The organism is Acinetobacter sp. YH12219 (genome assembly GCF_013417875.1).
GTDB lineage: Bacteria > Pseudomonadota > Gammaproteobacteria > Pseudomonadales > Moraxellaceae > Acinetobacter > Acinetobacter amyesii.
The window spans coordinates 45,042-69,242 of sequence record NZ_VPDC01000002.1 but is presented as its reverse complement, the minus strand read 5'-3'; the positions used below and the strand labels follow the sequence as shown (position 1 = coordinate 69,242).

Genomic DNA, 24,201 nt, shown 5'->3' with positions numbered 1-24,201 from the left:
CTTCAGCTATACAAGGCAGATAATCTTTTATTTCAAATGTTTACTAACTTAAAAATGCAGATCAATGGACTCAAATCATGTGTTACACAATTGGAATCCAATCACATCAGCTGTCATCACTACGAATAGAAGAGGGATGACGATTTAAAGCCATGACTTCAATATTCATATACGGGTAAAGGGGCAATCCTTGTAAAATGTTGTGTAGCTCTTCATTGCTTTCAACATCAAAAATACTGATATTTGAATATTGACCAGTAATGCGCCAGATATGACGCCATTTGCCTTGACGTTGTAGATCTTGTGAATAAGCCTTTTCTACAGCTTTAATTTCATTGGCTTTTTCGACTGGCATATCTAATGGAATATTGACATCCATGCGTACTTGGAAAAGCATTTCTCACTCCTAGCTAAATGTTATTTGCGACGTAAGTCATCAATTTTGTTTTCATCAATTTCAATCCCTAAACCTGCTGTGGTCGGAATCTTGAGTTCGAAATCTTGATATTGAAGTGGGGTTTTTAAAATTTCTTCAGTTAACAGCAATGGACCAAAAAGCTCAGTGCCATAAGCTAAATTGTCAAATGTAGAAAATGCATGTGCCGATGCAATAGTGCCTACAGGACCTTCAAGCATGGTTCCACCGTATAAATCGATACCCGCAAGTTTGGCGATTTTAGAAACCTCACAGCCTTCGATTAAACCGCCAGACTGTGCAACTTTGACTGCAAAAACAGAGGCAGAATTGTGCCGAGCAAGTTGATATGCCGTTTGAGGCCCCATCAGTGATTCATCTGCCATAATGGCTATATCAAAACGACGAGTTAAGCGGCGCATTGCGTCAATATTATCGATTGCACAAGGCTGCTCAATCAGATCAACACCACCATCTTGTAACAATTGAATGCCTTTAATGGCATCTAATTCAGACCATGCACGGTTAACATCCACACGGATAGAAATGTCTGAACCTAACGCTTTTTTAATGGCTAAAACATGCTCAACATCAGCTTCAACGGGGCGTGAACCGATTTTAAGTTTGAAAATATTGTGTCGTTTTGCCGCAATCATCTTTTGTGCTTCGGCAATGTCTTTTTCCGTATTGCCAGATGCAAGTACCCAAAGAACAGGTAAGCTATCACGTAAGCGACCGCCCAATACTTCACTCAAAGGCTGATTTAAACGCTGCGCTAAAATATCGAGTAGCGCAGTTTGAATGGCACATTTAGCAAAGCGATTGCCGTTAATATTACGTTTAATGGCTTGCATGGTTTGAGCTACATTCAAACCAGTGAGGGTTTTCAGTAAAGGACTAAAATAAGTTTCAATATTGATTCGAATGCTTTCAGGGCTTTCTTCACCATAGCCTAGACCGCCAATCGTCGTCGCTTCCCCCCAACCGATATAACCATCTTCGGTGGTGATTTTAATCAAAACAAGGGTTTGCGTTTGCATGGTTGCAACAGCCATCTTGTGCGGACGGATTGTTGGGATTTCCACGAGCAGGGTTTCAATCGACTTATACATCTTGCGTATTTCTTATCTATCCAACTATTTATATACCCTAATTTAATGTAATATCTTTAACTAGAGCGATTTTGGTATTTTTAGATACTTAAAAGGTATATAAATGGAATTAAGGCACTTACGTTACTTTGTCACCGTGGTTGAAGAGCAAAGTATTACCAAGGCAGCAGAAAAATTATGTATTGCTCAGCCGCCTTTGAGCCGCCAAATTCAAAAGCTTGAAGAAGAACTGGGCATTACCTTGTTTGAGCGTGGTTCTAGACCCGTGAAAACCACAGAAGCTGGTATGTTCTTTTATGAGCATGCTGTGCAGATATTGACGCATACCGCCCAGGCCACAACCATGGCACAGCGAATTAACGCCGTCGATAAAACTGTCCGTATTGGTTATGTCAGTTCGCTTTTATACGCATTATTGCCACAAATTATTTATTTATTTCGACAACGTAACCCAGATATTCATGTTGAACTCATAGAATGTGGCACACGTGATCAGATTGAAGCCTTAAAAACCGGTCGAATCGATATTGGTTTTGGACGACTGCGATTAACAGATCCGTCTATTAAACGTGTTTTATTACGAAAAGAAGCGCTACGTTTAGCTATTCATAAAAATCATCATTTGGCTGAATTTAAAGACAAAGGCATTTATCTTTCTCAAATTTTAGATGAACCCATTTTTGCCTATCCAACGACACCGAAACCGAATTTTTCCACGCTCATTCAATCGATATTTACCGAATTAGGACTTGTACCTAAACATTTAACCGAAGTGCGTGAAATTCATATGGCTTTGGGCTTAGTGGCGTCGGGAGAGGGCATTTCCTTGATTCCTGAAAGTGCCAGTGATATTGGCATGAAAAATTTGATGTACATCCCAATCTTAGATTTGGAAGCCTATAGTCCAATCTCTTTGTCGGTACGCAATATGGATCATAGTAATTACATTCCAAAGATACTGGATTGCATTCGTGAAGTCTTCGTTGAAGAAAATATCGACTTACGCGCTATCGATGCAGATGCATAACTAAATTAAGGTTTCATGATCAATGCTGCATAAGATCCGCTGTTCAATGATAGAGTCTTATGGAACATCAACAAATTTAGCCCAAAGCATCCTGATAAATACAAGATTGTGCTATTTCAAAAACCTTTTCATCTTCAATATTTAATTGATCGTATTGCTGCATTTTTTGAATCATCCATTCAAAGTCTGAAGTTTGTGGCGCTTGGGTCTTGCCAAAATTTTGAATGATGCTTTTGATCCGATGAAAAGCCTCGACGTGAATCTGCTCAGAACAATCAAAACGGATGATGTGATATTGCTTTAACAAAGAAAATATTTCTGAGAAATGTGTTTGTTGAAGTAGATCGTTTTGTGCTTTTTGGATGGCAAGATGGATCGCCTTTAAGGTATTGGGATGTTTTTCTGCCCAATCATGAGTAAAAGCCAAAACCTTATCTGGTATAGGCTCAATAATATCTTGGCTATTGACGATGATACGACTATAGCCTTGTATTTCAGATTGCGTATTCCACGGCTCTCCGACACAGAATCCATCAATTCGTTGCGTTGATATTGCTTCCACCATATAAGGCGGTGGAAGAGTTGAAAAGGTCTGCGTTTGAGCGAGTTCTGTGTCGGCAAGTGCCAACCATTCTCTTAAAATATAATGATGAATCGAATGCTGAAAAACATGCGCCAACTGAATCTTTTGATTCTGCTTTATCGCAGATACGATTTTCTCTGCTGAATTAATTGGTAGATCTAATGCATGGATCTTTAATTCATAGTAGAGCTTTTGACTCAGACTAATATAAGCGCAATTGGTACTGAGCGTTAATGAGGTTTGTAAGGGGATGCCGAGATGGTCTTTGCCCGTCACAGACGCAGGCAGCATGGCCGATAAACAGTGTGCTGCATCTAAAAAACCAAAAGCTAGACGGTCACGTAAACTTGCCCAAGACGGTTCTTGAGTTAGTGTGACATTCAAGCCTTGTTCAGCAAAATAACCTTGATGTTCTGCCCAGAGCAAAGCAACACAGTCAAGTAAAGGAATATAGCCCAATTGAATATCTGTTTTTTCAAGCTTTTGCATGGTTTATTCCTTAAATTGAGACTGTAACAGCGCTTGCGCATCAAGCAGTCGGCGCGCCATTTCACCCATCGTCATACGGTGACTCATGGCATTTTTTCTCAGCAAATTAAATGCTTGATCTTCGGTTAAACCATGCATTTGTATTAAAAGCACTTTGGCTTTTTCAATATCTTTTCGATCGGCCAGTTTGCACTTGGTTTCAGCCAAATCATTCAGCAGTTTTTTATGCTTTTTATATTGTTCAATCGAAATTTCTAAAATGCTATTCAAACGTGCAGGGTCAATACCATCGACAATATATGCCGTGACACCCGCATCAATCGCGCTTCGGATGATTTCAAGACTCGAATTTTTAGTGAACAGAACAGTCGGTAAGTCAAATTGGCTGACACAGCTTTCAATGACATCGCGATGTGGATGATCCATATCCAATAAAATCACATCTGCCTGAATATTTTGCAGATATGACATATTTAAATGATCAATCATGAAACTGGCGACCACATCAAAGTCATGTTGAATTAATGAGGCTTGAATAAATTCAGCGCGTTCTTGATCATCATCAATTAGGGCTATTTTTAGTTTTGGCATGCAAACGCTCAGACAGAGCCAAACAAATACGTATTGAGTTTTCTAAGCAATTTAAATGCCAAATTTTAAGACAATACAAAATATAAATCTGCTTCTAAATTTTAGCTTGGTTATATACACATTTTAAAATTGAACCATTTCCGTGCACTGATCTTGTGCAGGGCTGAACCACGTTTGAACATTCAGCCGCATCTCTATAGGCATATTGACTATCTATTTACCTTAATTCGCTTATTTTCGGATAGATCGGCGCTCAATGCTTAAATATAGAGATGAAATTTACGATTGAAATAAAAACTTGGCACGTATCGTGCTTAATACTTATTGAGTCAAAGAAGACTCTAAAAATTTGTTAGACGGCCAACGACGTCCGTTCTGATCGACTCTGTTATGTGTTAGCGACATAACCGAGTAATTCATGCGTTCAGTTCAGTCAGGAGAAGGTTATGTCTTCAAATTTAAATGCCAAAAAAGCCACAAAAATAAGTCTATTTAATTTTTCTTCAGCAGCAATGCGGGCCTTCCACATGAGTTGGCTCGCATTCTTTGTTTGCTTCTTTGCATGGTTTGCCTGTGCACCGTTGATGCCAGTGATTGCTGGCGAATTTCACCTCACGAAAGATCAAATTGCCAATATTAATATTGCCGCTGTTGCGATCACGATTTTAGTCCGTCTGATCGTTGGTCCTTTATGTGATAAATATGGCCCGCGTAAAACCTATACAGCTTTATTAATCATCGGCAGTATTCCAGTCTTTGGTGTCGCTTCTGCGAGCAGCTATGAATCCTTTCTTTTCTTCCGCTTGCTGATCGGCGCGATTGGCGCAAGCTTCGTCATCACTCAATACCATACCAGCATTATGTTTGCGCCTAATGTGGTGGGTACAGCCAATGCTGCAACAGCAGGCTGGGGCAATGCAGGCGGCGGTGCAACTCAAGCCCTCATGCCTTTATTGCTTGGCGCACTCGTTATGTTTGGGGTAGAGCAAGCGATGGGCTGGCGCATAGCGTTAATCGTTCCTGGTGTGATGATGTTGATCGTAGGCGCGCTGTATTGGAAGTTCACACAAGACTGTCCGCAAGGCAACTTTAAAGAACTTCGCGAACAAGGCATCAGTGTTGGCAGTGACAAAAAAGGCGGCTTGGCAATTCTAATGCATGCAGCACGCAATTACCGTGTATGGATTCTATTTGGCGCTTACGCAGCTTGTTTCGGTATTGAAATCTTTATTCACAACATTGTAGCAATGTACTACGTCGACCATTTCAGCTTTGGATTAAAAGAGGCGGGTATGGCAGCAGGTATCTTTGGTTTGCTTGCATTGTTTGCTCGTGCGCTTGGCGGCATTGTTTCGGACAAAGTCGCGACTAAAAAAGGCTTAGATGGCCGTACCAAAGTGTTATTTGCCATGATTCTGCTAGAAGGCTTATTCCTGATTGTCTTCTCACAAATGAATACTGCAGTGCTTGCAATCCTTGCAATGACAGTCTTTGCGCTCTTCACACATATGGCGTGCGGTGCTACCTATGCGCTGGTGCCATTCATTGACCGTGATGCTTTAGGCGGTGTTGCAGGCATTATCGGTGCAGGCGGGAACGTCGGTGCAGTGGCTGCAGGCTTCTTGCTTAAAGGCATGCTGGATATTCAAACCACGCTGATGGTGCTTGGCGGTCTAGTGGTTATCGCTGCAAGCTGTGTACTGATGATCCGCTTCTCTGTAGAGCATAAAGAAAAAGAACAGCGCCTATTTGAACAAGCTGTAAATGAACGAAATTTAGCTGAAGCTCAAAACTAATACTGAAAAGTTGCCTCTAAACATCGCGATTTAGGGGCAAATAAAAAAATCTTGCGGAGAAAGAATATGAAAATCATCATGATTGGACATGGCATGGTAGGCCATAAATTTATCGAATCTGTACTGGAACACGCAGGTGATGATGTTGAATTAACCATTTTGGCTGAAGAGCCGCGTTTAGCCTATGACCGTGTGCATTTAACTGAATATTTCAGCGGTAAATCGGCTAAAGATTTAACCCTATGCCGCAGCGACTTTGCAGATGCTTACGGTATTGATTTACGCCTTAGCACCAAAGCGGTTGAAATTGATCAGCGCAATAAAACGGTCACAACCAATCACGGTGATATTCTTTCTTTTGACAAGCTGGTGCTCGCAACAGGTTCATATGCATTTGTGCCGCCAATTCCAGGCAATGAGCGTGAAAACTGCTTTGTGTACCGTACCATTGAAGACTTGGATGCCATCCGTGCCGCAAGCTTGAATGCTAAAACAGGTGTGGTGATCGGCGGCGGTTTATTGGGTCTGGAAGCAGCAAAAGCGCTGCGTGATTTAAACTTAGAAACCCATGTTGTTGAATTTGCACCACGCTTAATGGCAGTTCAGATTGATGATCTAGGCGGTAAAGTTTTACGCTCTAAAATTGAAAATCTAGGTGTTAAAGTCCATACGCAAAAAGCGACATCTTGCATCGAAGATGGTGCAAATGCGAAGCACGTGATGAAGTTTGGTGATGGTTCTGAACTGGAAACCGATATCATCTTATTCTCTGCAGGTATCCGCCCGCGCGATGAATTAGCGCGCCAAAGCGGTCTAGCGATTGGTGAACGTGGCGGTATTGCGATTAATGACTATTGCCAAACTTCAAACCCTGACATTTATGCCATTGGTGAATGTGCGCTTTGGCAGAATAAAATTTATGGCTTAGTTGCACCGGGCTATGACATGGCGCGTATTGCAGCAAAGCATGTGATGGAACAAAACTGCACGCTTTTCGCTGGTGCAGATATGAGCACCAAGCTGAAACTGATGGGTGTTGATGTTGCATCTGTAGGCGATGCGCATGCAATGACACCCAATGCCTTAAGCTATTTCTATGCAGATGAAGCAGCTCAGGTCTATAAAAAAATTGTCGTGAATGCTGATAAAACCAAGCTACTTGGTGCAGTATTGGTGGGCTGTGCTAAAGAATACAATGACCTGCTGCAAATGATGCTGAATGGCTTAGACGTTCCTGAAAGCCCAGAAAGCCTAATCATGCCTGGCTATGCACAATCTACAGGTAAATCGGGCGGAAGCGGTGTCGATCTGTTGCCAGACAGCGCAACGATTTGTTCATGTAACAACGTCTCTAAAGCAGACATTTGTTCAGCCATTGCTGACGGATCGACTTCTTTAGGCGCATTGAAAAAATGCACCAAAGCTGCAACAGCTTGCGGCGGCTGTGCACCATTAGTCACTCAAGTCCTCAAATCTGAGCTTCAGCGTCAAGGTGTCACTGTAAATAACCATTTATGTGAACACTTTGCTTATTCACGCCAAGAGCTCTATCACTTGGTACGTGTGAACGAAATCAAAACCTTTGATGACCTGATTCAACAGCATGGCCATGGTTTAGGCTGTGACATCTGTAAACCGACGGCAGCCAATATCCTAGCGTCATGCTGGAATGACTTTGTACTTAAACCAAGCCATGCAGGCTTGCAAGACAGTAATGACTACTACCTAGGCAACATACAAAAAGACGGCTCTTATTCAGTCGTGCCACGTATGGCAGGCGGTGAAGTTACTCCGGATGGATTAATTGCCGTAGGTCAAATTGCGAAAGAATATGGTCTATATACCAAACTGACAGGTGGTCAGCGTGTCGATATGTTTGGTGCACAAGTGCATCAGTTGCCTGAAATTTGGGAAAAATTGATTGCTGCAGGTTTTGAGTCTGGTCATGCATACGGTAAATCATTGCGTACAGTGAAATCATGTGTCGGCAGTACTTGGTGCCGCTATGGCGTAGACGACTCTGTGGGTTTGGCGATTTTCCTAGAAAACCGCTACAAAGGCCTGCGTTCACCGCATAAATTGAAAATGGCAGTATCAGGCTGTACCCGTGAATGTGCTGAAGCGCAAAGTAAAGATGTTGGCGTGATTGCGACTGAAAAAGGCTGGAACCTTTATGTATGCGGCAACGGCGGTATGAAGCCGCGTCACGCAGAGCTTTTGGCATCAGACTTAGATACGCAAACATTGATCAAATACATTGACCGTTTCTTTATGTTCTACATTCAAACAGCAGACCGTTTGCAGCGTACTTCTGTATGGCGCGACAACATGGAAGGCGGTTTAGATTACCTGAAAGATGTCGTTGTGAATGATTCGCTTGGCGTAGCTGCTGAACTTGAACGCCGTATGAGCCATGTTGTGGGTACATATCAAGATGAATGGCGTACTGCTGTAGAAGATCCTGAAGTACGTAAACGCTTTGTGACTTTCGTGAATGCAAAAGCAGAACAGCAAAATGATCCGCATATTCAGTTTGCATCCGTTCGCGGTCAAATCAGACCCAAAACAGAAGCTGAACGCGATTCGTCACGCATTCCAGTGGTTGAAGCTTAAGAGAATAACGAATTTAAAACTTCTTTTATTTGATTTACATCCTTATTCGGTTTCTCGTTAAAGCGGAAACGAAAGATGGTGAACTAAAAGAAGTTTAAAAAAGGATGAAGAATATGACAATTTTAAAAGAAATGAATGATTTAGACTGGTTTGATGTTTGTGCATTAGAAGATATTACGCCAAATACAGGTGTGGGCGCACTGATTGAAAATCAGCAAATTGCGATATTCCGTGTCGGTGAAGAAAAGCGGGTTTATGCACTGAGCAATCAAGATCCGTTTAGTCAAGCCTATGTTATGTCCCGCGGTATTATTGGTGACTTGCAGGGTGAGCGTGTTGTGGCATCACCCATTTATAAACAGCATTTCAGCCTTGCTACTGGACGCTGCTTAGAAGATAAAGACCAAAAACTCTTGGTTTTTCCAAGCAAAATTGAAAATGGCCGTGTGCTGATTAGTCCAACTGCTCAAAAAACCTATATTACCAATAACGCGCCATCGTCTGAGTTGATGAAACTTGTTTTGGTCGGCAATGGCTTAGCAGGTATGCGTTGCTTAGAAGATCTGCTGGATATGGCGCCAGAGCGTTATGAAATTACGGTCATTGGTGAAGAACCTTGGGGTAATTACAACCGAATTATGCTTTCACCTGTGCTTTCAGGTGATAAAACCATTGAAGATATCATGCTGCATTCACATGCTTGGTATAAAGACAAAAATATCCGTTTTGTAGCAGGTGATGCGGCGGTACGCATAGACCGTCCGCGCAAGCAGGTATACACAGAAAAAGGCTTGGTCATCGATTATGACCGTCTGATTTTAGCGACAGGTTCTAAGCCATTTATTCCGCCTATACCGGGAACTGACTTAAAAGGTGTTCTCAGCTTCCGTGATATTTATGATGTAAACCGCATGCTGGATTACTGTAAATCTAAGCAAAATGCAGTGGTGATTGGCGGCGGTTTACTTGGCCTAGAGGCTGCGTATGGCCTGAAACAGCGTGGCATGAATGTCACAGTACTGCATTTGATGGATCGTATTATGGACCGTCAGTTAGATGAAAAAGCCAGCTTAATGCTCAATCATGCGATTGAACAAAAAGGTATAAAAATCATGACCGCAGCAAATACCCAAGAGTTGATGGGTGAAGATGGCCATGTGACACAATTACGTTTGCAGGATGGCACGGTATTAGCTGCAGATCTTGTCGTGTTTGCAGTCGGTATTCGCCCAAATATTGCATTGGCACAAAGTGCAGGACTGCGCTGCGGCCGCGGTGTGATGGTGAATGACACCATGCAAACCTTTGACCCGAGTATTTATGCGGTGGGTGAATGCATAGAACACCGCAGCCAAACTTTCGGTTTAGTTGAACCGCTTTGGGGACAGGCATTCATTTGTGCATCGCATCTGGCCGAACATGGCAGTTTAACCTTCAAAGCGCCCACGGTTCCGACGCAGTTAAAAGTCAGCGGCTGTGATGTATTTTCAGCTGGCAACTTTGAACCGCAGGATGATTTTGAAGATATTATTTTGAATGATGAAAAGCGTCAGATTTATAAACGCATTATTATTCAAAAAGATAGAGTGATTGGCGCTGTGCTGTTTGGCGATACTGAAGACGGTGCATGGTATGCAGAATTGATTTCAGATCAAACTCCAATTTCAAGCATCCGAAACAAATTGCTGTTTGGTAAGGATTTTGCATTAAAGAAAGCAGGGTGATTCATTATTAATCAAAGAATATAGTCACGACCGCGCAATTTCATTTTTAAGAAATTTGTATTTGCGTAGGTGTTGCCTCACTTTTGAAGGATCAAAAGTGACAAAAATCCTTTGTTGGGCGAAGGGTACATCCTATACCCCGCCCAACGGTGGCATCCATGCCACCACACGATAGTTAGTTTTAACTTAAATTTAAATAATTTAGTCATCTTTTGAAATTGGTCGTAACACTCAATTAATTGAGTTTGGAAAAAGGAGCCGGCAGAAGTGAATAGCATCCCGATCGTGGAACTGCATAGCTCCACAGAAAATAAAATTAAAACAACTCAAACCACTTGTCCATATTGCGGTGTCGGCTGCGGCGTGAGCGCAACAGTTGAACAGACAGCTTTAGGGCAAAAAGTGAGCGTAACTGGCGATGCGAACCATCCATCAAACTATGGCAAGCTGTGCATTAAAGGCAGTAACTTAGCCGATACCATTGGATTAGAAACACGTATATTACGGCCGATGCTTGGGCGTCAAACATCACCATTTCATACTCGTCAGGCTACAGATTGGAACACAGCAACAGCACTGATTGCCGAAAAATTTCAGCAATGTATAGATCTTTACGGACGTGAAAGCATCGCTTTTTATGTGTCGGGCCAACTGCTGACGGAGGATTACTATGCCGTTAACAAATTTGTCAAAGGCTATTTAGGTACTGCAAATATTGACACCAATTCACGGCTTTGCATGTCATCGGCTGTGGCGGCACATAAGCGTGCATTTGGTGAAGATCTTGTACCAGCAAGCTATGAAGACTTTGAACACACTGACATGGTTGTTTTGGTGGGTTCTAATACTGCTTGGTGCCATCCAGTGCTGTATCAGCGCATAATGAAAGCCAAAGAAGAACGTGATTTATTTGTTGTCGTGATAGATCCGCGTTTTACCAGTACATGTGAAGCTGCAGATTTGCACTTGCCAATTTTACCTGGCCAAGACGTTGCATTGTTTAACGGCTTACTTCAGTACTTAGTTAAAAATAATTATAGCGATCTTAAATTTATAGCGAGTCATACACAAGGTTTAGCTCAGGCTTTGCAACAAAGTGAATCAGAAGCATCTATTGAAGCTGTTGCAGAACGCACAGGTATTTCATTAGAAAAATTAAATATTTTCTTTGAAAAATTTGCCAAAACAGAAAAGGTCATGAGCCTATTTTCTATGGGCGTCAATCAGTCTTCACGTGGTGTGGACAAAGCCAATAGCATTATCAATTGTCATTTGCTGACTGGAAAAATTGGCAAATTAGGCGCAGCGCCATTTTCCATGACAGGACAGCCGAACGCGATGGGTGGCCGTGAAGTTGGTGGCTTAGCCAATATGCTGGCGGCACATTTAGACCTCGATAACAGAGCGCATCAGGCATTAGTACAAGAGTTTTGGCAAAGTCCTCATATTGCCAACAAGGCTGGGTTAAAAGCAGTCGATTTATTTCAAGCTGTCGAAAGCGGAAAAATTAAAGCCATTTGGATTGTGGCGACAAATCCTGTCGTTAGCTTGCCAGATGCGGATCAAGTCAAACGTGCACTTGAACAATGTGAGTTTGTAGTGGTGTCAGATATCTGCAAGGACACTGACACAACGGTATATGCAGATGTGCTTTTACCAGCTTTAGGCTGGGGTGAAAAAGACGGAACCGTTACCAACTCTGAACGCCGTATTTCACGTCAAACTGCATTTTTAGATGCTCCGGGTGAAGCTAAAGCAGACTGGTGGGCGATAGCGCAAATTGCGAAAAAAATGGGGTTTTCAGGTTTTGACTTTAAAAATAGTCATGAGATATTTATAGAACATGCAAAATTATCTGCGTATAAAAATGTACCCTTAGCGCAAAGAGCTTCGGCAGAGCATTTTCGTTATTTTAATCTTCAAGGCCTAACTGAATTAAGTTTAGAAGATTATAACCAATTTGCGCCAACCCAATGGCCTGTATGGCAAGCTGATCAAGCCGATGATGCTGTTAGCCGTTTGTTTGCCCAAGGCCAATTCAGCCATGCGGATGCCAAAGCTAAATTTGTGGCGACAGCCGCAATTAACCCTGTGCATCAGGTCTGTGGCGAATATCCTTTAATTTTAAACACAGGCCGTATTCGTGACCAATGGCATACTATGAGCCGTACAGGTTTGTCGGCAAACTTAAGTACGCATCGTGCAGAGCCGTATTGTGAAATTCATCCGCAAGATGCCTTGAAGTTTGGTGTCAAAGATGGCGAATTGGTTGAAGTTAAATCCAATTGGGGACTGTGCATCTTACGTGCACAAGTCAGCAGCAATATACGCCGTGGACAAGTTTTTGCGCCAATTCATTGGAATGATCAGGTAGCGTCCGATGCGAGAATTGGTAAAGTGGTTAACCCTGTGGTTGATGCGCTTTCAGGCGAACCTGAGTTTAAACACACACCTGTATTTGTGCAGCCGTTTTATACACAGTGGCAAGGCGTGCTGTACGTGCGTCAGGGCTTTGAACACATTGTGCAATCTACCATTCAAAATACGATTTGGTGGACTAAAGTCACCACAGCAAAAGCTACTCGCTATGAACTTGCAAACCGTCAAAAATTCAGCACTACAGCGCAGCAGCTGAAAAACTTGCTGCCATTTACTGACGAATCATTTGAATGGCTGAATTTAGAGGATCAAACGGCACATTTAAGCCATTCTGTGGTTCTGCAAGACGGTCATCTGATTGCAAGCTTGTATATTGCGCCTAGAGCATTGCTGCCTGATCGTGATTGGATTGCAGGCATGTTTAAGCGTGAACGGCTGAGCGCAATGCACCGCAAAGCGCTGCTGGCAGGTCAGCCAATGAATATGACCAACAGTGCAGGTCCGCTGGTGTGCAGCTGCTTTAAAGTCGGCAAAAATACCATTATCGAAACCATTAAAGAAAAGAATATTAGCCATGAAAAACAAGTCACAGCATGTTTAAAAGCCGGCGGTAATTGCGGTTCGTGCTTAGCAGAAATACGGGGTTTGATTAAAGCCTGTCAGACGGAGTACGCAGAATGATGAAGAAAATCACCAAATCAGTAGGCTATCCAGAAACAGACTTGGTTATTTTGGCGGGTGGTCAGGCCCGCAGAATGAACGGAATGAATAAAGTGCTGCAAAAATTTGATAATGAAATTCAGCTGATTAAGATCCATCAGCAGTTGAAATCACGGGTTGAAAATGTCTGGATCAACAGCCATCGTGACCATTCGATTTATAAACGGCTCATTCCCTCGATCCGCTTTTATCAAGATGATGAAGCCGGATTTTTAGGGCCATTGATAGGGATGAAAAGCGCGTGGTCACATGTTGAGTCTGATTATGTTTTGTTTGTCCCGTGCGATGTGACCTATATCCCGAAGAAAGTGCTTTCGAGATTGCATCAGGCCATGCAGCGGGATCCCTTGTGTGAAGTAGCTGTAGTGGAAATTAATGGCAAAGCGCTGTATCCATTTTGTTTGCTGAAACGAAGCAGTCTCACAATGCTGCAGGTGCATCTTGATCAAAAACAGCGCAGTTTGAAGGGGTGTTTTAGTAAAATGCACATGCAAGTTGCACGTTTTCAAAATAATGCACTCTTTTTTCACAGCATTAACTCTCTAGATGAGCTGCAGCAGCACCGTCAGCTGAATTTTCTCTAAAAGCTGTACCTTTTGCGGAGCTTTCATTTCAAATAATGAGCCTAATGTGCTGTTTTTGAACCCAGAGAGAAAATCTACAGCCAATATGAAGCTTTTGAGCATGATATCTAGAGATAAAACAGACTGCTTTTATACCTTAGATAATGGGCTTAACGGCAATTTATATTTTTAATTGCTATTAGTTATTTATAAGTTATTGATTTTGTGTGTCAAAAAAACAAACCAAATCCTCTGAAATAAATATTCAAAAAAGCGCAAAGTTGGAACACTTATTGCAATTTTTACTGCAAGAAAAGAGGGCGCAAAATTTGTACTGAGCTAAGACAGGGCAAATGACAGCACCATGGAAGATAAACATGAACAGCATGACACAATTACAGCCAGCGACCATTTTTAAGGATCAGTTTGGCCGTGAAAAACGCAAATTGCGCATTTCAGTGACAGACCGCTGTAATTTTAAATGTGTCTATTGTATGCCTGAACATCCTGAATGGATGAAAAAACATAATCTTCTTAGTTTTGAATCACTTTACAATTTTTGTGAGTTTATGGTGCTGCGCGGGATTGATCAGATCCGGATCACGGGCGGCGAACCTCTCATGCGTCAAGGCGTTGTGCATTTTATTCAACAGCTGCAGCAGTTGAGAAAGCTAGGCCTTAAACGTATTTCCATGACCACCAATGCGCATTACCTGAAGCAATATGCACACGCCCTAAAACAAGCAGGACTAGACGGCATAAATATCAGCTTAGACAGTTTGGATGAAGCGCAATTTTTCCAGCTGACACAAAAACAATTACAGCCTGTATTAGACGGGATTGAAGCAGCTCAGCAAGCGGGCTTTGAAATCAAAATTAATTCTGTGTTAATCAAAGGTCTAAATGAACAGCAAATCATTCCATTAACAGCATGGGCGCTGCAAAAAGGTTTCGAACTGCGGTTTATCGAGTTTATGCCGTTGGATGGCGATCAAAACTGGTCTAAAGCTGCGGTCGTTACTGAACAAGACATACTGGATAAACTAAAGACTGCTTTTGAAGTGCAAACACTGCAAGGTCAAGGCGCGTCACCAGCCAGATCATACTTAATCAACGGCTTGCCTATAGGCATTATTTCAACCATCAGCAATTCTTTTTGCGGCAGCTGCGACCGTTTGAGACTGAATGCGCAAGGCGAGTTTTTTAACTGCCTGTTTGCCCGAAAAGGTTTAAATCTCAGCCATGAAATTCAGCAGCTGAAAAGCAGTAAAACAACAGAGTTAATGCCGCTCGATGCAATGGCTTTGCAGCAAAAATTAGGCGGTTACATTTGGCAGAAGGAACAAGGCTTTCATGCCATAACTACCCAATCCAGCCCATCTAGAAAAATCAGCATGCATATGATTGGAGGTTAAAGATGACTCAGATCACCATCAAAATAGAATCTTTTGGCGCTATTGAACGCCTGCTGCCAGCGAATTTAAGTCTGACTTGCTTGGCACAGCAATCAATTGCAGAGGTTTTACAGCAAGTTACAGATCAATTTCCGGAGTCATTCAGCATGCTTGAACGCTGCGCCTGTGCCATTGGGGAAGATATTGTACCAAGACAAACCGCATTGGTGCAGGACAGCACCGTTGTGCTGCTGTCACCTGTAGCGGGAGGCTGAATATGGAGCTCAAGCATATTTCACGCATACAAGATACGGTATTCAGCCAAGCTGATTTTGACAGCATTGAGGCATTTCCTGAATGCGGCGGTATAGGTGTATTTATTGGCGCGGTTCGTAATCACCATGAAGGCAAAGCGGTAAAAGCCCTGAAATATACAGCTTATGCGCCTGTGGCTGAGAAAATGATCCGACAAATTGAACAGGAAATTCAAGCCAAATACGACGTGTCATATGTACGGGTTGTGCATCGTATTGGCAGTTTAGATATTGGTGATACTGCAATTATTGCTATGGCTTATGCACCGCACCGCCGTGAAGCTTTTGCAGCCTGCGAAGAAGCGGTTGAACGTGTAAAGCATGAAGTGCCTGTTTGGAAAGAAGAGTTTTATATGGATGGCAGCAGTCAATATGTAGAGGGCTGCTGTATTCGTAAGGATCACGCGCCTGAAGTGGCAGATCACGAAACGAAGCATGCTCATGTTCATAGCGAGTCATGCGAACATTCACATCAAAATAGCCAGACCATGCATTTGAACGCCAATATTTACCAATGGCATTTATAAAACCCAAAATTCAATATTTTCAATATTACAGCTGAAAATGAACAAAATAAGGATAAAGCAATGAAAAATGTGGGCATGAAAGCGGAAAGTTACCGTACAGCCATTGCAACTGGAATACTGCATGCACCGCCACATTGCATTGAACTGCTGCGTAATGGCAATACAGAAAAAGGCGATGCGCTGAAAACCGCACGGATTGCAGGTATATTGGGCGCAAAACGCACGGATGAACTCATTCCGCTGTGTCATCCGCTGCCGATCTACCGTGCAGATGTCGAATATGAATTATTTGAGGCGCATGTCGAAATCAGTGCTGTGGTCGAAACCATTGGCCCAACGGGTGTGGAAATGGAAGCATTAACTGCGGTCAGTCTTGCCGGTTTAACGCTGTATGACATGCTGAAACCGCACTGTGAGCCTGAAGATTTATGCCTAGATCAGGTGAAACTGCAAAAGAAAAAAGGCGGTAAATCACATTTTACCCGTGTATTGAAAGAAAGCTTATCGGCGTCGATTATTGTGCTTTCAGATACGGTTGCTGCCGGTAAAAAATCAGATACTGCAGGGCAAAATGTCCTCGAAATTTTAGAAGAAGCAAACTTCAGCAACATCAGCTATCAAGTGATACCGGACAGTCCTGAACAGCTTTTGGCTCTTATTGAACAGCATAAGACGCAATATCCGCTGATTTTGACCGTGGGCGGTACAGGTCTAGGCCAGAAAGATTTAACCGTTGAAACCATTCAGCCGCTGTTAAAACGGGAAATTCCAGGGCTGATGGAAGCATCCCGCAGTTTTGGGCAGAAACGCACCCCTTATGCGGCCCTCAGCCGCGGTGTTGCCGGCTATATTGATGACAGTTTAGTCATTACACTGCCGGGCAGCAGACAAGGCGCAAAAGAATCATTGATTGCCATTTTACCTTCCTTGGTGCATCTATTTGATGTGCAGAAGAATATTCCGCATGCAGGAGGCTACCAATGAACCAAGCCGTATTGCACGCAGGCTGCGGGGCCGAGGCTGGACTGATTTCAGTGGACGAAGCGCTTACGCTGATTCAGACACATACGCAAAGTTTAGCGCATGAAACTTTGGCGCTTCAGCACGCTTTAGGCCGTTATTTGGCGGCAGATGTGCATTCACCAATTCAGCTGCCTTTATTTGCGCAAAGCGCAGTGGATGGCTATGCCATTTGCGCAGCGGGTGAAATTAAACCCGGCGCGCAATTTAAGCTGATTGGAGAAATCCGCGCAGGGCAAACGGCTCAAATAAGCTTAAAAGCAGGGCAAGCTGTCCGCATATTTACCGGCGCGCCGATACCTGAAGGCACGGCAACTGTAGCGCGGCAAGAAATTGTAAAGGCGGATAGACAGCAGATTGAACTGACTGCAGCCTTAAGCCCGCATGCAGATATTCGAGATGCAGGTGAGGAAATTTCATTTGGACAATGTTTAGCAGCGCGTGGTCAAAAGCTGACGGTTGGATCAATTGCAGCGCTCAGTATGGCTGGTATTTCACACTGCGAAGTTTTTGCCTATCCGAAAATTGCGGTCGTAATTACAGGTGATGAAGTTGCGCAAAATATAGAAGATTACAGTGCTGGTAAAATATTTGATGCCAATGCGCCGCTGATTTTAGTATGGTTTCAGTCGCAGCACGTCCAAGTTGAAGTGATTCATATTGCAGATGAAAAACAGGCGGTTTTAGATTTATTCAACCGTTTAAAAGACAGCTTTGATTTAATTTTAACGACTGGCGGCGTATCTGTCGGTGATTATGATTTTGTTCGGCCGGCAGCCTTGGACATCGGTTTTCAGCAAATTTTCTGGAAAGTGAAACAAAAACCCGGCAAACCGATGCTGTTTGCACAATATCGACGTCCTGACAGCAGTTCCTGTTATTTACTCGGACTGCCGGGCAACCCCGCTGCAGTCTATGTCGGCATGCAAATTTATACAGATAGATTATTGAAAGCCCTACAAGGTCAAACACCTGCGCTGGACTGGTTCAGCGCAGTCATGACACATGACCTAAAAGCAGATGCACGTGAGCGGTTTTTAAGAATGTCGGCGCACTTTGATAAGCAAGGCAAGCTTCAACTAACCAGCCTGTCTAAACAGCAGTCGCATATGTTGAGCAATTTAATGCAAGCTAATTGCATTGTTCGGATTCCTGCAGGGCAGTCTGTGCAAGCAGGACAAATTCTTCAAGGCGTATTTATTCAGCATTAGGAGTTTGCTATGCGATTCAAATTTATTTTAGCACTAGGACTGAGCTTCATTGCTGGCGCATCTCAGGCGGAAACAGTCAAAATTTATGCTGCAGCCAGTTTAAGCAATGCTATCAGCGATATTGCAAAGCAATATCAGGCACAGAATCCAGACATCAAAATTGTACCGGTATTTGGCGCGTCATCTGCTTTAGCCAAACAGATTGAAGCCGGTGCGCCAAGTGATTTGTATTTTTCAGCAGATGTGGACTGGATGAATTATTTGGTGCAAAAACAGAAAATACCTGCAAAGCAAGTATTCAACATGCTAAGCAATGATTTGGTGCTGATTACGCCTAAAGCGGTGAATATGCAATTTAAAGCCGTGCCGCAGTTTAATTTTGCCAAGGCATTCAAAGGTCACTTATGTACAGGGCAAATGGAGTCTGTACCTGCTGGAAAATATGCCAAACAAAGCCTAACCAAGTTGGGCTGGCTATCAAGTTTGAATGGAAGGATTGTCGGGACAGATGATGTACGATCGGCTTTGGCTTTTGTTGAACGCGGTGAGTGCCAAGCGGGGATTGTTTACCGTACCGATGCGCTGATCAGTTCTAAAGTTAAAATAGCCGGGATTTTTCCAAATCATACTCATCAACCGATCATTTATCCATTGGCTTTAACACATCAAGGCGCAGCTAAACCTGAGGCCGTGAAGTTTTACCGTTATCTTAAAGACCATGCGCAAAGCAAAATGCTTTTTAAGCATTATGGCTTTGGTGTGAAAGGCTAAAGCATGCTCAGCCCAGAAGAGTGGAGCGCCTTGTTTCTGTCGGCTAAGGTTGCCGTTTGCGCCACTGTATTTTGCTTGCCATTTGCTATTGGGCTGGCTTGGGTGCTGGCGCGCTATGAGTTTCATTTGAAATTTTTAGTCGAAGCACTTTTACAAATGCCAATGGTGCTGCCGCCGGTGGTTCTAGGATATTTGCTATTGGTGCTGTTTGGTTCAAATGGCTGGATCGGCAAGATGCTAATTGAATGGGGAATTCAGCTGGTTTTTAATTGGAAAGGCGCCGTTTTAGCATCGATGATTGTGTCATTTCCGCTGATTGTGCAGCCGATCCGTTTGTCTTTTCAAATGATCAATCAACAGCTTGAGCAGGTTGCAGGCTCACTAGGCGCACATCCTTTACGGGTATTTGTCTCAATCAGCCTGCCGCTGGCTTTACCAGGGATTTTAATTGGCAGCATTTTAGGCTTTAGCCGAAGTCTAGGTGAGTTTGGCGCAACCATTACCTTTGTCGGCAATATTCCAGATGAAACCCGAACCATTCCTATCGCCATTTATTCGCTGATACAGCAGCCAAATGGTGAAGAGGCCGCAATGCGTTTAGTGATCCTTTCATTGCTGGCGGCTTTTGGCGCATTGATTGCCAATTATTATATTTTACAGCGCTATCAGCGAAAACTCGGAGCCAACCATGCTTCAGTGTGATTTTCAGTTTCAATACACCGATTTTAAGTTGCAGGCTCGGCTGCAGATGCAGGATCAGCTGCTGGGCATTATGGGGCCATCAGGTAGTGGGAAATCTACGCTGCTGAAAAATTTGGTTGGTTTGCTGCAGCCGCAGCAAGGGTTTATTTCGCTGAATCAGTGTGAATTGTTTGATGCCGCACAGCAAATTAGCGTGCCGATGCATAAACGCCATATAGCGCTGATTTTTCAAAAGGCATGGCTTTTCCCGCATATGAATGTGCAGAAAAATTTGCAATATGCAGAGAACTTAGCTGCTCAGGAAAATGCACAATTTCAGTTTCAGCAAGTAGCGGATCTGCTTGAGTTGAAGCCACTGCTCAAACGGCGGGCACATGAACTATCTGGCGGAGAGGCGCAGCGTGTTTCCATAGGTCGGGCATTGCTGTCACAGCCTGATCTGCTGCTGTTAGATGAACCGCTGACAGGACTTGACCGCAGGCTGAAAGATCAAATATTGCCATTTTTAAACACGGTGAAAGAACAGTCGGCGCTGCCGATGATATATGTCACGCATCATAGTGATGAGTTAGATTATTTAAAAGCCCATATTTTGCATCTAGAAAATGGTCAAATAAGTTTTTAAATAAATATAAATTATATAAGTAATAACAGTAAATTAGATGAAAAAATGGCATTAAGCTGCATCTTAAAGTTTTGATTAGAACTATGAAAAACTCATTTTCTAGATTAAATTGTTACAAAACAAGGGAGAACACAGTGTTTTCCCTTTTTTATTCCTAATGATCTTGGAAATAATGATTTGTACGACTGAACGTGCAGACAGGGAATCTAATCGATGCATGATGATAGCTTAGCCACACATAATTCAACTGCAAAACTGGGTGCAGGGCTATCTAATCGGCATATCACGATGATCAGTATCGGTGGTGTAATTGGTGCTGGACTGTTTGTTGGATCATCTGCTGCGATTGCAAAAGCAGGGCCTGCCGCCGTTCTTGCTTATATAATTACTAGTATATTGGTTTTTTTAGTCATGCGAATGTTGGGGGAGATGGCTGTAGCTCAACCTGACACAGGCTCATTTTCAACCTATGCAAGAAAAGCCATAGGGCCATGGGCTGGCTTTACTATCGGATGGTTATATTGGTGGTTTTGGGTTTTAGTTATTCCTATTGAAGCAATTGCCGGTGCAGAAATTTTGCATGCATGGTTTCCATCAATATCCAGTGCTGTATTTGCAACATTCTTCATTGTGCTTCTCAGTTTAGCCAACTTTTTTAGTACTCGGAGTTTTGGTGAGTTTGAATTTTGGTTTTCTCTGATAAAAGTCTTGGCTATTGTAATTTTTATCGGCATTGGACTCACCGCCATATTGGGGTTTTGGCCCTTAGCACCTAATGTAAGTGGTGTAGAAAATCTGTTTAAAAATGATGGATTTATGCCAAATAGCCTGGGTGGTGTACTTTCAGCAATATTGATTTCAGCATTTTCATTCTTTGGTGTAGAAATACTGTCTATCGCTGCAGCAGAATCAAAAGATCCTGAACAAAAAATTAAACGTGCAACCAATTTAGTATTGTATCGGGTCATCTTATTTTTTGTGGTTTCAATTTTTATAACGGTTGCATTGGTTGATTGGCGTTCACCGCAATTACAACAATTAGGCACCTTCCAGTATGTCTTGGTCAGCTTAAATATCCCACAATCAAAATTGATTATTGATAGTGTGGTCTTTATTGCGGTTGCAAGTTGTATGAATGCCGCACTTTATAGTTCATCAAGGATGTTATTTTCATTGGGGACACGCAAAGAAGCACCTCAATGGGTCACATCTATTAATGCCTCTGGTGTACCTGCTATTGCTGTATTTGCATCGTCTGTAGTGGGCTTAATTTGCTGTGCAGTCAATTATTTATTTCCAGGCCAAGTATTTGGATTTTTACTGTCTACAACAGGTTCAATTGCCTTATTGGTTTATTTAGTGATTGCATTTTCACAGCTTAAATTGAGAACACAAATCGAAAAAAATGGAACTGAGGTTGCGTTTAAAATGTGGCTATTTCCATGGCTCACATGGGCAGTCATTTTGGTGATCTTAAGTGTGCTGATCTATATGTTTTTATCTCCAGCCTACAGTTATGAAACTTCATTATCTTTAGGTGTTACGACATTGGTGGTTATCTGCGGCTTAGTTGTGACAAGAAAATCTAGAGTAAAGAATGATTCCGAACTGAATTAAAAATAAAGGTTTCGCCGATAAAAATCGTAATCATGAACCAATGGATTGTCTTTAGCATGTGCCGTGTCAGGGGATTAAAGCGAATGCCTTACGTTATATCTCTATGGCAATCCATTTTTAAGACAAATTCAAAGATTCACTTGACCTTCGACCGACTCCAAGCTTTATAATCGTTAAAATTTTCTTGATTGATGCAATATGCGTTCTGCGACATGGATAACAGTCTTAGTTGGATTGTTCATGTTCCAAAGCCTTTGGAACGTGGCAGCCGCTTTCTGTGTGCATGAAGAGCAAACTCAAGTTGTTCAAAGCTATCATTTTGGTCATCATCAAAATATCTTATGCGTTAGCAATGAAACCGATCCACAGCATTCGTTGCATCAAGCATCTGATGAATCCAGTAGCAAACCAGTCAAAAATATCGCTAACGATCTGCAACTCGGTGAAGATCATCAAGACCATTTGCCGTCTATGACGCATTTGATTGTACAAAACCAACAATCGATTCTTTTTATTGCACATCAGAGCTTTGAATATTCGCCAAAATTTGTTTGGAAGAATCTTTATCAAGCCCCTGATTTATTACTGCAAACACCTCCTCCTGTTTATGCCCCGCTAATGGCGGGGTAGCCTAAAACATTCCTGCCACTTTTTTTAATAAATGAGTGGGAAAAATCATGTCTTTATATTTTACGGCGTTTATACGTCTAGGCTTAGCTGTCGGTATTTCGACGGCCTTACAAAGTACGTTTGCCGAAAATGTCAGTAGTTTTGAATCTGCATTTGCCAAAGTACAAAACTACCAAGCACAAATAGATATTTGGCAACAACAACAGCAAATCTCAGATTTTAATGTGCGCCAAAGCAAGCTCTGGCAGAACCCAAGTCTATCGATTGAACAAAATGGTTTTGGTAAAAATCAAGATCAAGAGCTCAGTATCGGAATCAGCCAACCACTGGATGTATTCGGTCAGCGGAAAATCAATCAAGCACTCGCGAGTACCTCTGCACAGCAAATTCAGTTGCAACAGCAGATTTGGAATGCGCAAAGTCAGCTGATTGTGAAGTTTGCATGGTCACAGCTAGCCATCGCTCAAAATGAGCAATCAATTTACGCTACACAGCTCAAACTCAGCAAATCTAATTTGGACAGTGCACAAAAACGTTATCAAGCAGGCAGTATCGCTTTGGTGGATGTGGAGCGTGCTCAAATTGAAGCTTTGGAGATACAACGTCTATACCAACAAGCAGTTTTAAAACAGCAAACTTCTGCGCGTCATCTTTCTAATTTATGGGGGGAAACTACGTCGCAAATCGCGCTGAATAACAGCGTTACGCCTTGGCCTGAACAGAGCCAAAGTTTAGTTGAGCGTAATTTATCGGAGGGTTGGCTACAAAAATTGTATGCCTTGAATATTCAGCAAGCAAATCAGCAAATTGAACATTTAAAAGTACAGGCACGTCCAAACCCAACCCTAAATATGGGCATGTCACGTACCAAGTCTCCAACAGATACCAATGATACGGTCTTGGTACTTGGTGTGGATATTCCGCTAAATATTTTTAACCGCCAGCAATATGCCATTCCAATGGCGCAAAAACAGCAAATTTTATTAAATCATCAGCAACAGCGCGAGTTAAAACAGCAAGTTTTGGACATCGCCAACAGCATTCACCAGCTTAAAGGTCTACGTACGCAGTTTGATGCCACAGGCAGTCAGATTGGCTTGGCTGAAAAGGTTCAAAACCGAACTTTGCAAGGTTTTCAGGCAGGGAAGTTTGCCATTACAGATGTACAGCAAACCACAAAACAACTCCAAGACCTTCGACTTAGCCAAATACAAATTTTGGCGCAGGCTTGGCAGAGCGCACTCAGTGCTGAAGCCCTAAGTATTGGCACTAGTTATGAAGAAATCAGCCGTTCAGATGCTTATAGCCAACTCAATAAAAAAGCCATTGAAGCATCCCAAACCCTCATCAACAGCGCATCAGCACAATAAGGCAGTTA

General features: G+C 42.6%; 21 protein-coding genes. 17 read left to right on the top strand and 4 right to left on the bottom strand.

Features of this window, described 5'->3' with window-relative positions; genetic code table 11:
* Positions 1-106: 106 nt before the first annotated feature.
* Positions 107-397: a muconolactone Delta-isomerase gene (gene catC / locus FTV04_RS01535; protein WP_180009435.1), complete on the bottom strand. Its 291-nt coding sequence runs from the start codon at positions 395-397 to the stop codon at positions 107-109.
* A 20-nt stretch (positions 398-417) separates the two neighbouring features.
* The gene (locus FTV04_RS01530; RefSeq protein ID WP_180088307.1) at positions 418-1,527 is read right to left on the bottom strand and encodes a muconate/chloromuconate family cycloisomerase; all 1,110 of its coding nucleotides are present in this window, start codon (positions 1,525-1,527) and stop codon (positions 418-420) included.
* Between the two features lie 103 nt (positions 1,528-1,630).
* Between FTV04_RS01530 and catM the strand changes: the two genes are divergently transcribed.
* The gene (gene catM, locus FTV04_RS01525) at positions 1,631-2,554 is read left to right on the top strand and encodes a cis,cis-muconate-binding transcription regulator CatM (protein ID WP_180023667.1); all 924 of its coding nucleotides are present in this window, start codon (positions 1,631-1,633) and stop codon (positions 2,552-2,554) included.
* A 76-nt stretch (positions 2,555-2,630) separates the two neighbouring features.
* On the opposite strand, the gene FTV04_RS01520 is transcribed toward catM, so the two are convergent.
* Entirely contained in the window at positions 2,631-3,626 is a 996-nt protein-coding gene (locus FTV04_RS01520; protein ID WP_180021839.1) for an ABC transporter substrate-binding protein, read from the bottom strand.
* A gap of 3 nt (positions 3,627-3,629) precedes the next feature.
* Complete coding sequence (locus FTV04_RS01515) at positions 3,630-4,217, bottom strand: ANTAR domain-containing response regulator (RefSeq protein ID WP_078190882.1); 588 nt, start codon at positions 4,215-4,217, stop codon at positions 3,630-3,632.
* 446 nt (positions 4,218-4,663) lie between these two features.
* On the opposite strand from FTV04_RS01515, the gene FTV04_RS01510 reads away from it, so the two are divergent.
* The 16 genes from FTV04_RS01510 (at position 4,664) to FTV04_RS01435 (ending at position 24,193) form a co-directional block, all read left to right on the top strand.
* Positions 4,664-6,013 (top strand): MFS transporter, encoded by a 1,350-nt coding sequence (locus FTV04_RS01510; protein WP_180009439.1) that lies wholly within the window; start codon positions 4,664-4,666, stop codon positions 6,011-6,013.
* Positions 6,014-6,079: 66 nt separating this feature from the next.
* Positions 6,080-8,626, top strand: a complete 2,547-nt coding sequence (gene nirB / locus FTV04_RS01505) for a nitrite reductase large subunit NirB (RefSeq protein ID WP_218949879.1) — start codon at positions 6,080-6,082, stop codon at positions 8,624-8,626.
* A gap of 113 nt (positions 8,627-8,739) precedes the next feature.
* On the top strand, positions 8,740-10,350 hold the full coding sequence (gene nirD / locus FTV04_RS01500) for a nitrite reductase small subunit NirD (protein WP_180064071.1): 1,611 nt from the start codon (positions 8,740-8,742) through the stop codon (positions 10,348-10,350).
* A 267-nt stretch (positions 10,351-10,617) separates the two neighbouring features.
* The gene (locus tag FTV04_RS01495; protein ID WP_180088305.1) at positions 10,618-13,410 is read left to right on the top strand and encodes a nitrate reductase; all 2,793 of its coding nucleotides are present in this window, start codon (positions 10,618-10,620) and stop codon (positions 13,408-13,410) included.
* Positions 13,410-14,033, top strand: a complete 624-nt coding sequence (locus FTV04_RS01490) for a molybdenum cofactor guanylyltransferase (RefSeq protein ID WP_373683881.1) — start codon at positions 13,410-13,412, stop codon at positions 14,031-14,033. The genes FTV04_RS01495 and FTV04_RS01490 overlap by 1 nt, the downstream gene beginning before the upstream one ends.
* 356 nt (positions 14,034-14,389) lie before the next feature.
* Positions 14,390-15,427, top strand: coding sequence for a GTP 3',8-cyclase MoaA (moaA, locus tag FTV04_RS01485; RefSeq protein WP_180088303.1), 1,038 nt, complete (start codon positions 14,390-14,392; stop codon positions 15,425-15,427).
* A gap of 2 nt (positions 15,428-15,429) precedes the next feature.
* Entirely contained in the window at positions 15,430-15,681 is a 252-nt protein-coding gene (locus FTV04_RS01480) for a MoaD/ThiS family protein (RefSeq protein ID WP_180059966.1), read from the top strand.
* Positions 15,682-15,683: 2 nt separating this feature from the next.
* The gene (locus tag FTV04_RS01475) at positions 15,684-16,247 is read left to right on the top strand and encodes a molybdenum cofactor biosynthesis protein MoaE (protein ID WP_180004420.1); all 564 of its coding nucleotides are present in this window, start codon (positions 15,684-15,686) and stop codon (positions 16,245-16,247) included.
* Positions 16,248-16,307: 60 nt separating this feature from the next.
* Entirely contained in the window at positions 16,308-17,231 is a 924-nt protein-coding gene (gene moaCB, locus FTV04_RS01470; protein WP_180088301.1) for a bifunctional molybdenum cofactor biosynthesis protein MoaC/MoaB, read from the top strand.
* Positions 17,228-18,478, top strand: a complete 1,251-nt coding sequence (locus FTV04_RS01465) for a molybdopterin molybdotransferase MoeA (RefSeq protein ID WP_180088299.1) — start codon at positions 17,228-17,230, stop codon at positions 18,476-18,478. Before moaCB ends, FTV04_RS01465 begins: the two co-directional genes overlap by 4 nt.
* 9 nt (positions 18,479-18,487) lie before the next feature.
* Entirely contained in the window at positions 18,488-19,249 is a 762-nt protein-coding gene (gene modA / locus FTV04_RS01460) for a molybdate ABC transporter substrate-binding protein (protein WP_180088297.1), read from the top strand.
* A gap of 3 nt (positions 19,250-19,252) precedes the next feature.
* Entirely contained in the window at positions 19,253-19,951 is a 699-nt protein-coding gene (modB, locus tag FTV04_RS01455; RefSeq protein ID WP_180088295.1) for a molybdate ABC transporter permease subunit, read from the top strand.
* Entirely contained in the window at positions 19,938-20,576 is a 639-nt protein-coding gene (locus FTV04_RS01450; protein ID WP_180088293.1) for an ATP-binding cassette domain-containing protein, read from the top strand. The genes modB and FTV04_RS01450 overlap by 14 nt, the downstream gene beginning before the upstream one ends.
* 213 nt (positions 20,577-20,789) lie before the next feature.
* The gene (locus FTV04_RS01445) at positions 20,790-22,193 is read left to right on the top strand and encodes an amino acid permease (RefSeq protein ID WP_180088291.1); all 1,404 of its coding nucleotides are present in this window, start codon (positions 20,790-20,792) and stop codon (positions 22,191-22,193) included.
* Between the two features lie 198 nt (positions 22,194-22,391).
* A complete protein-coding gene (locus FTV04_RS01440) occupies positions 22,392-22,823 on the top strand; it encodes a cation efflux protein, CzcI-like (protein WP_218949694.1) in 432 nt (143 codons plus the stop codon).
* Between the two features lie 47 nt (positions 22,824-22,870).
* Positions 22,871-24,193, top strand: coding sequence for a TolC family protein (locus tag FTV04_RS01435; protein ID WP_180088289.1), 1,323 nt, complete (start codon positions 22,871-22,873; stop codon positions 24,191-24,193).
* Positions 24,194-24,201 lie beyond the last annotated feature (8 nt).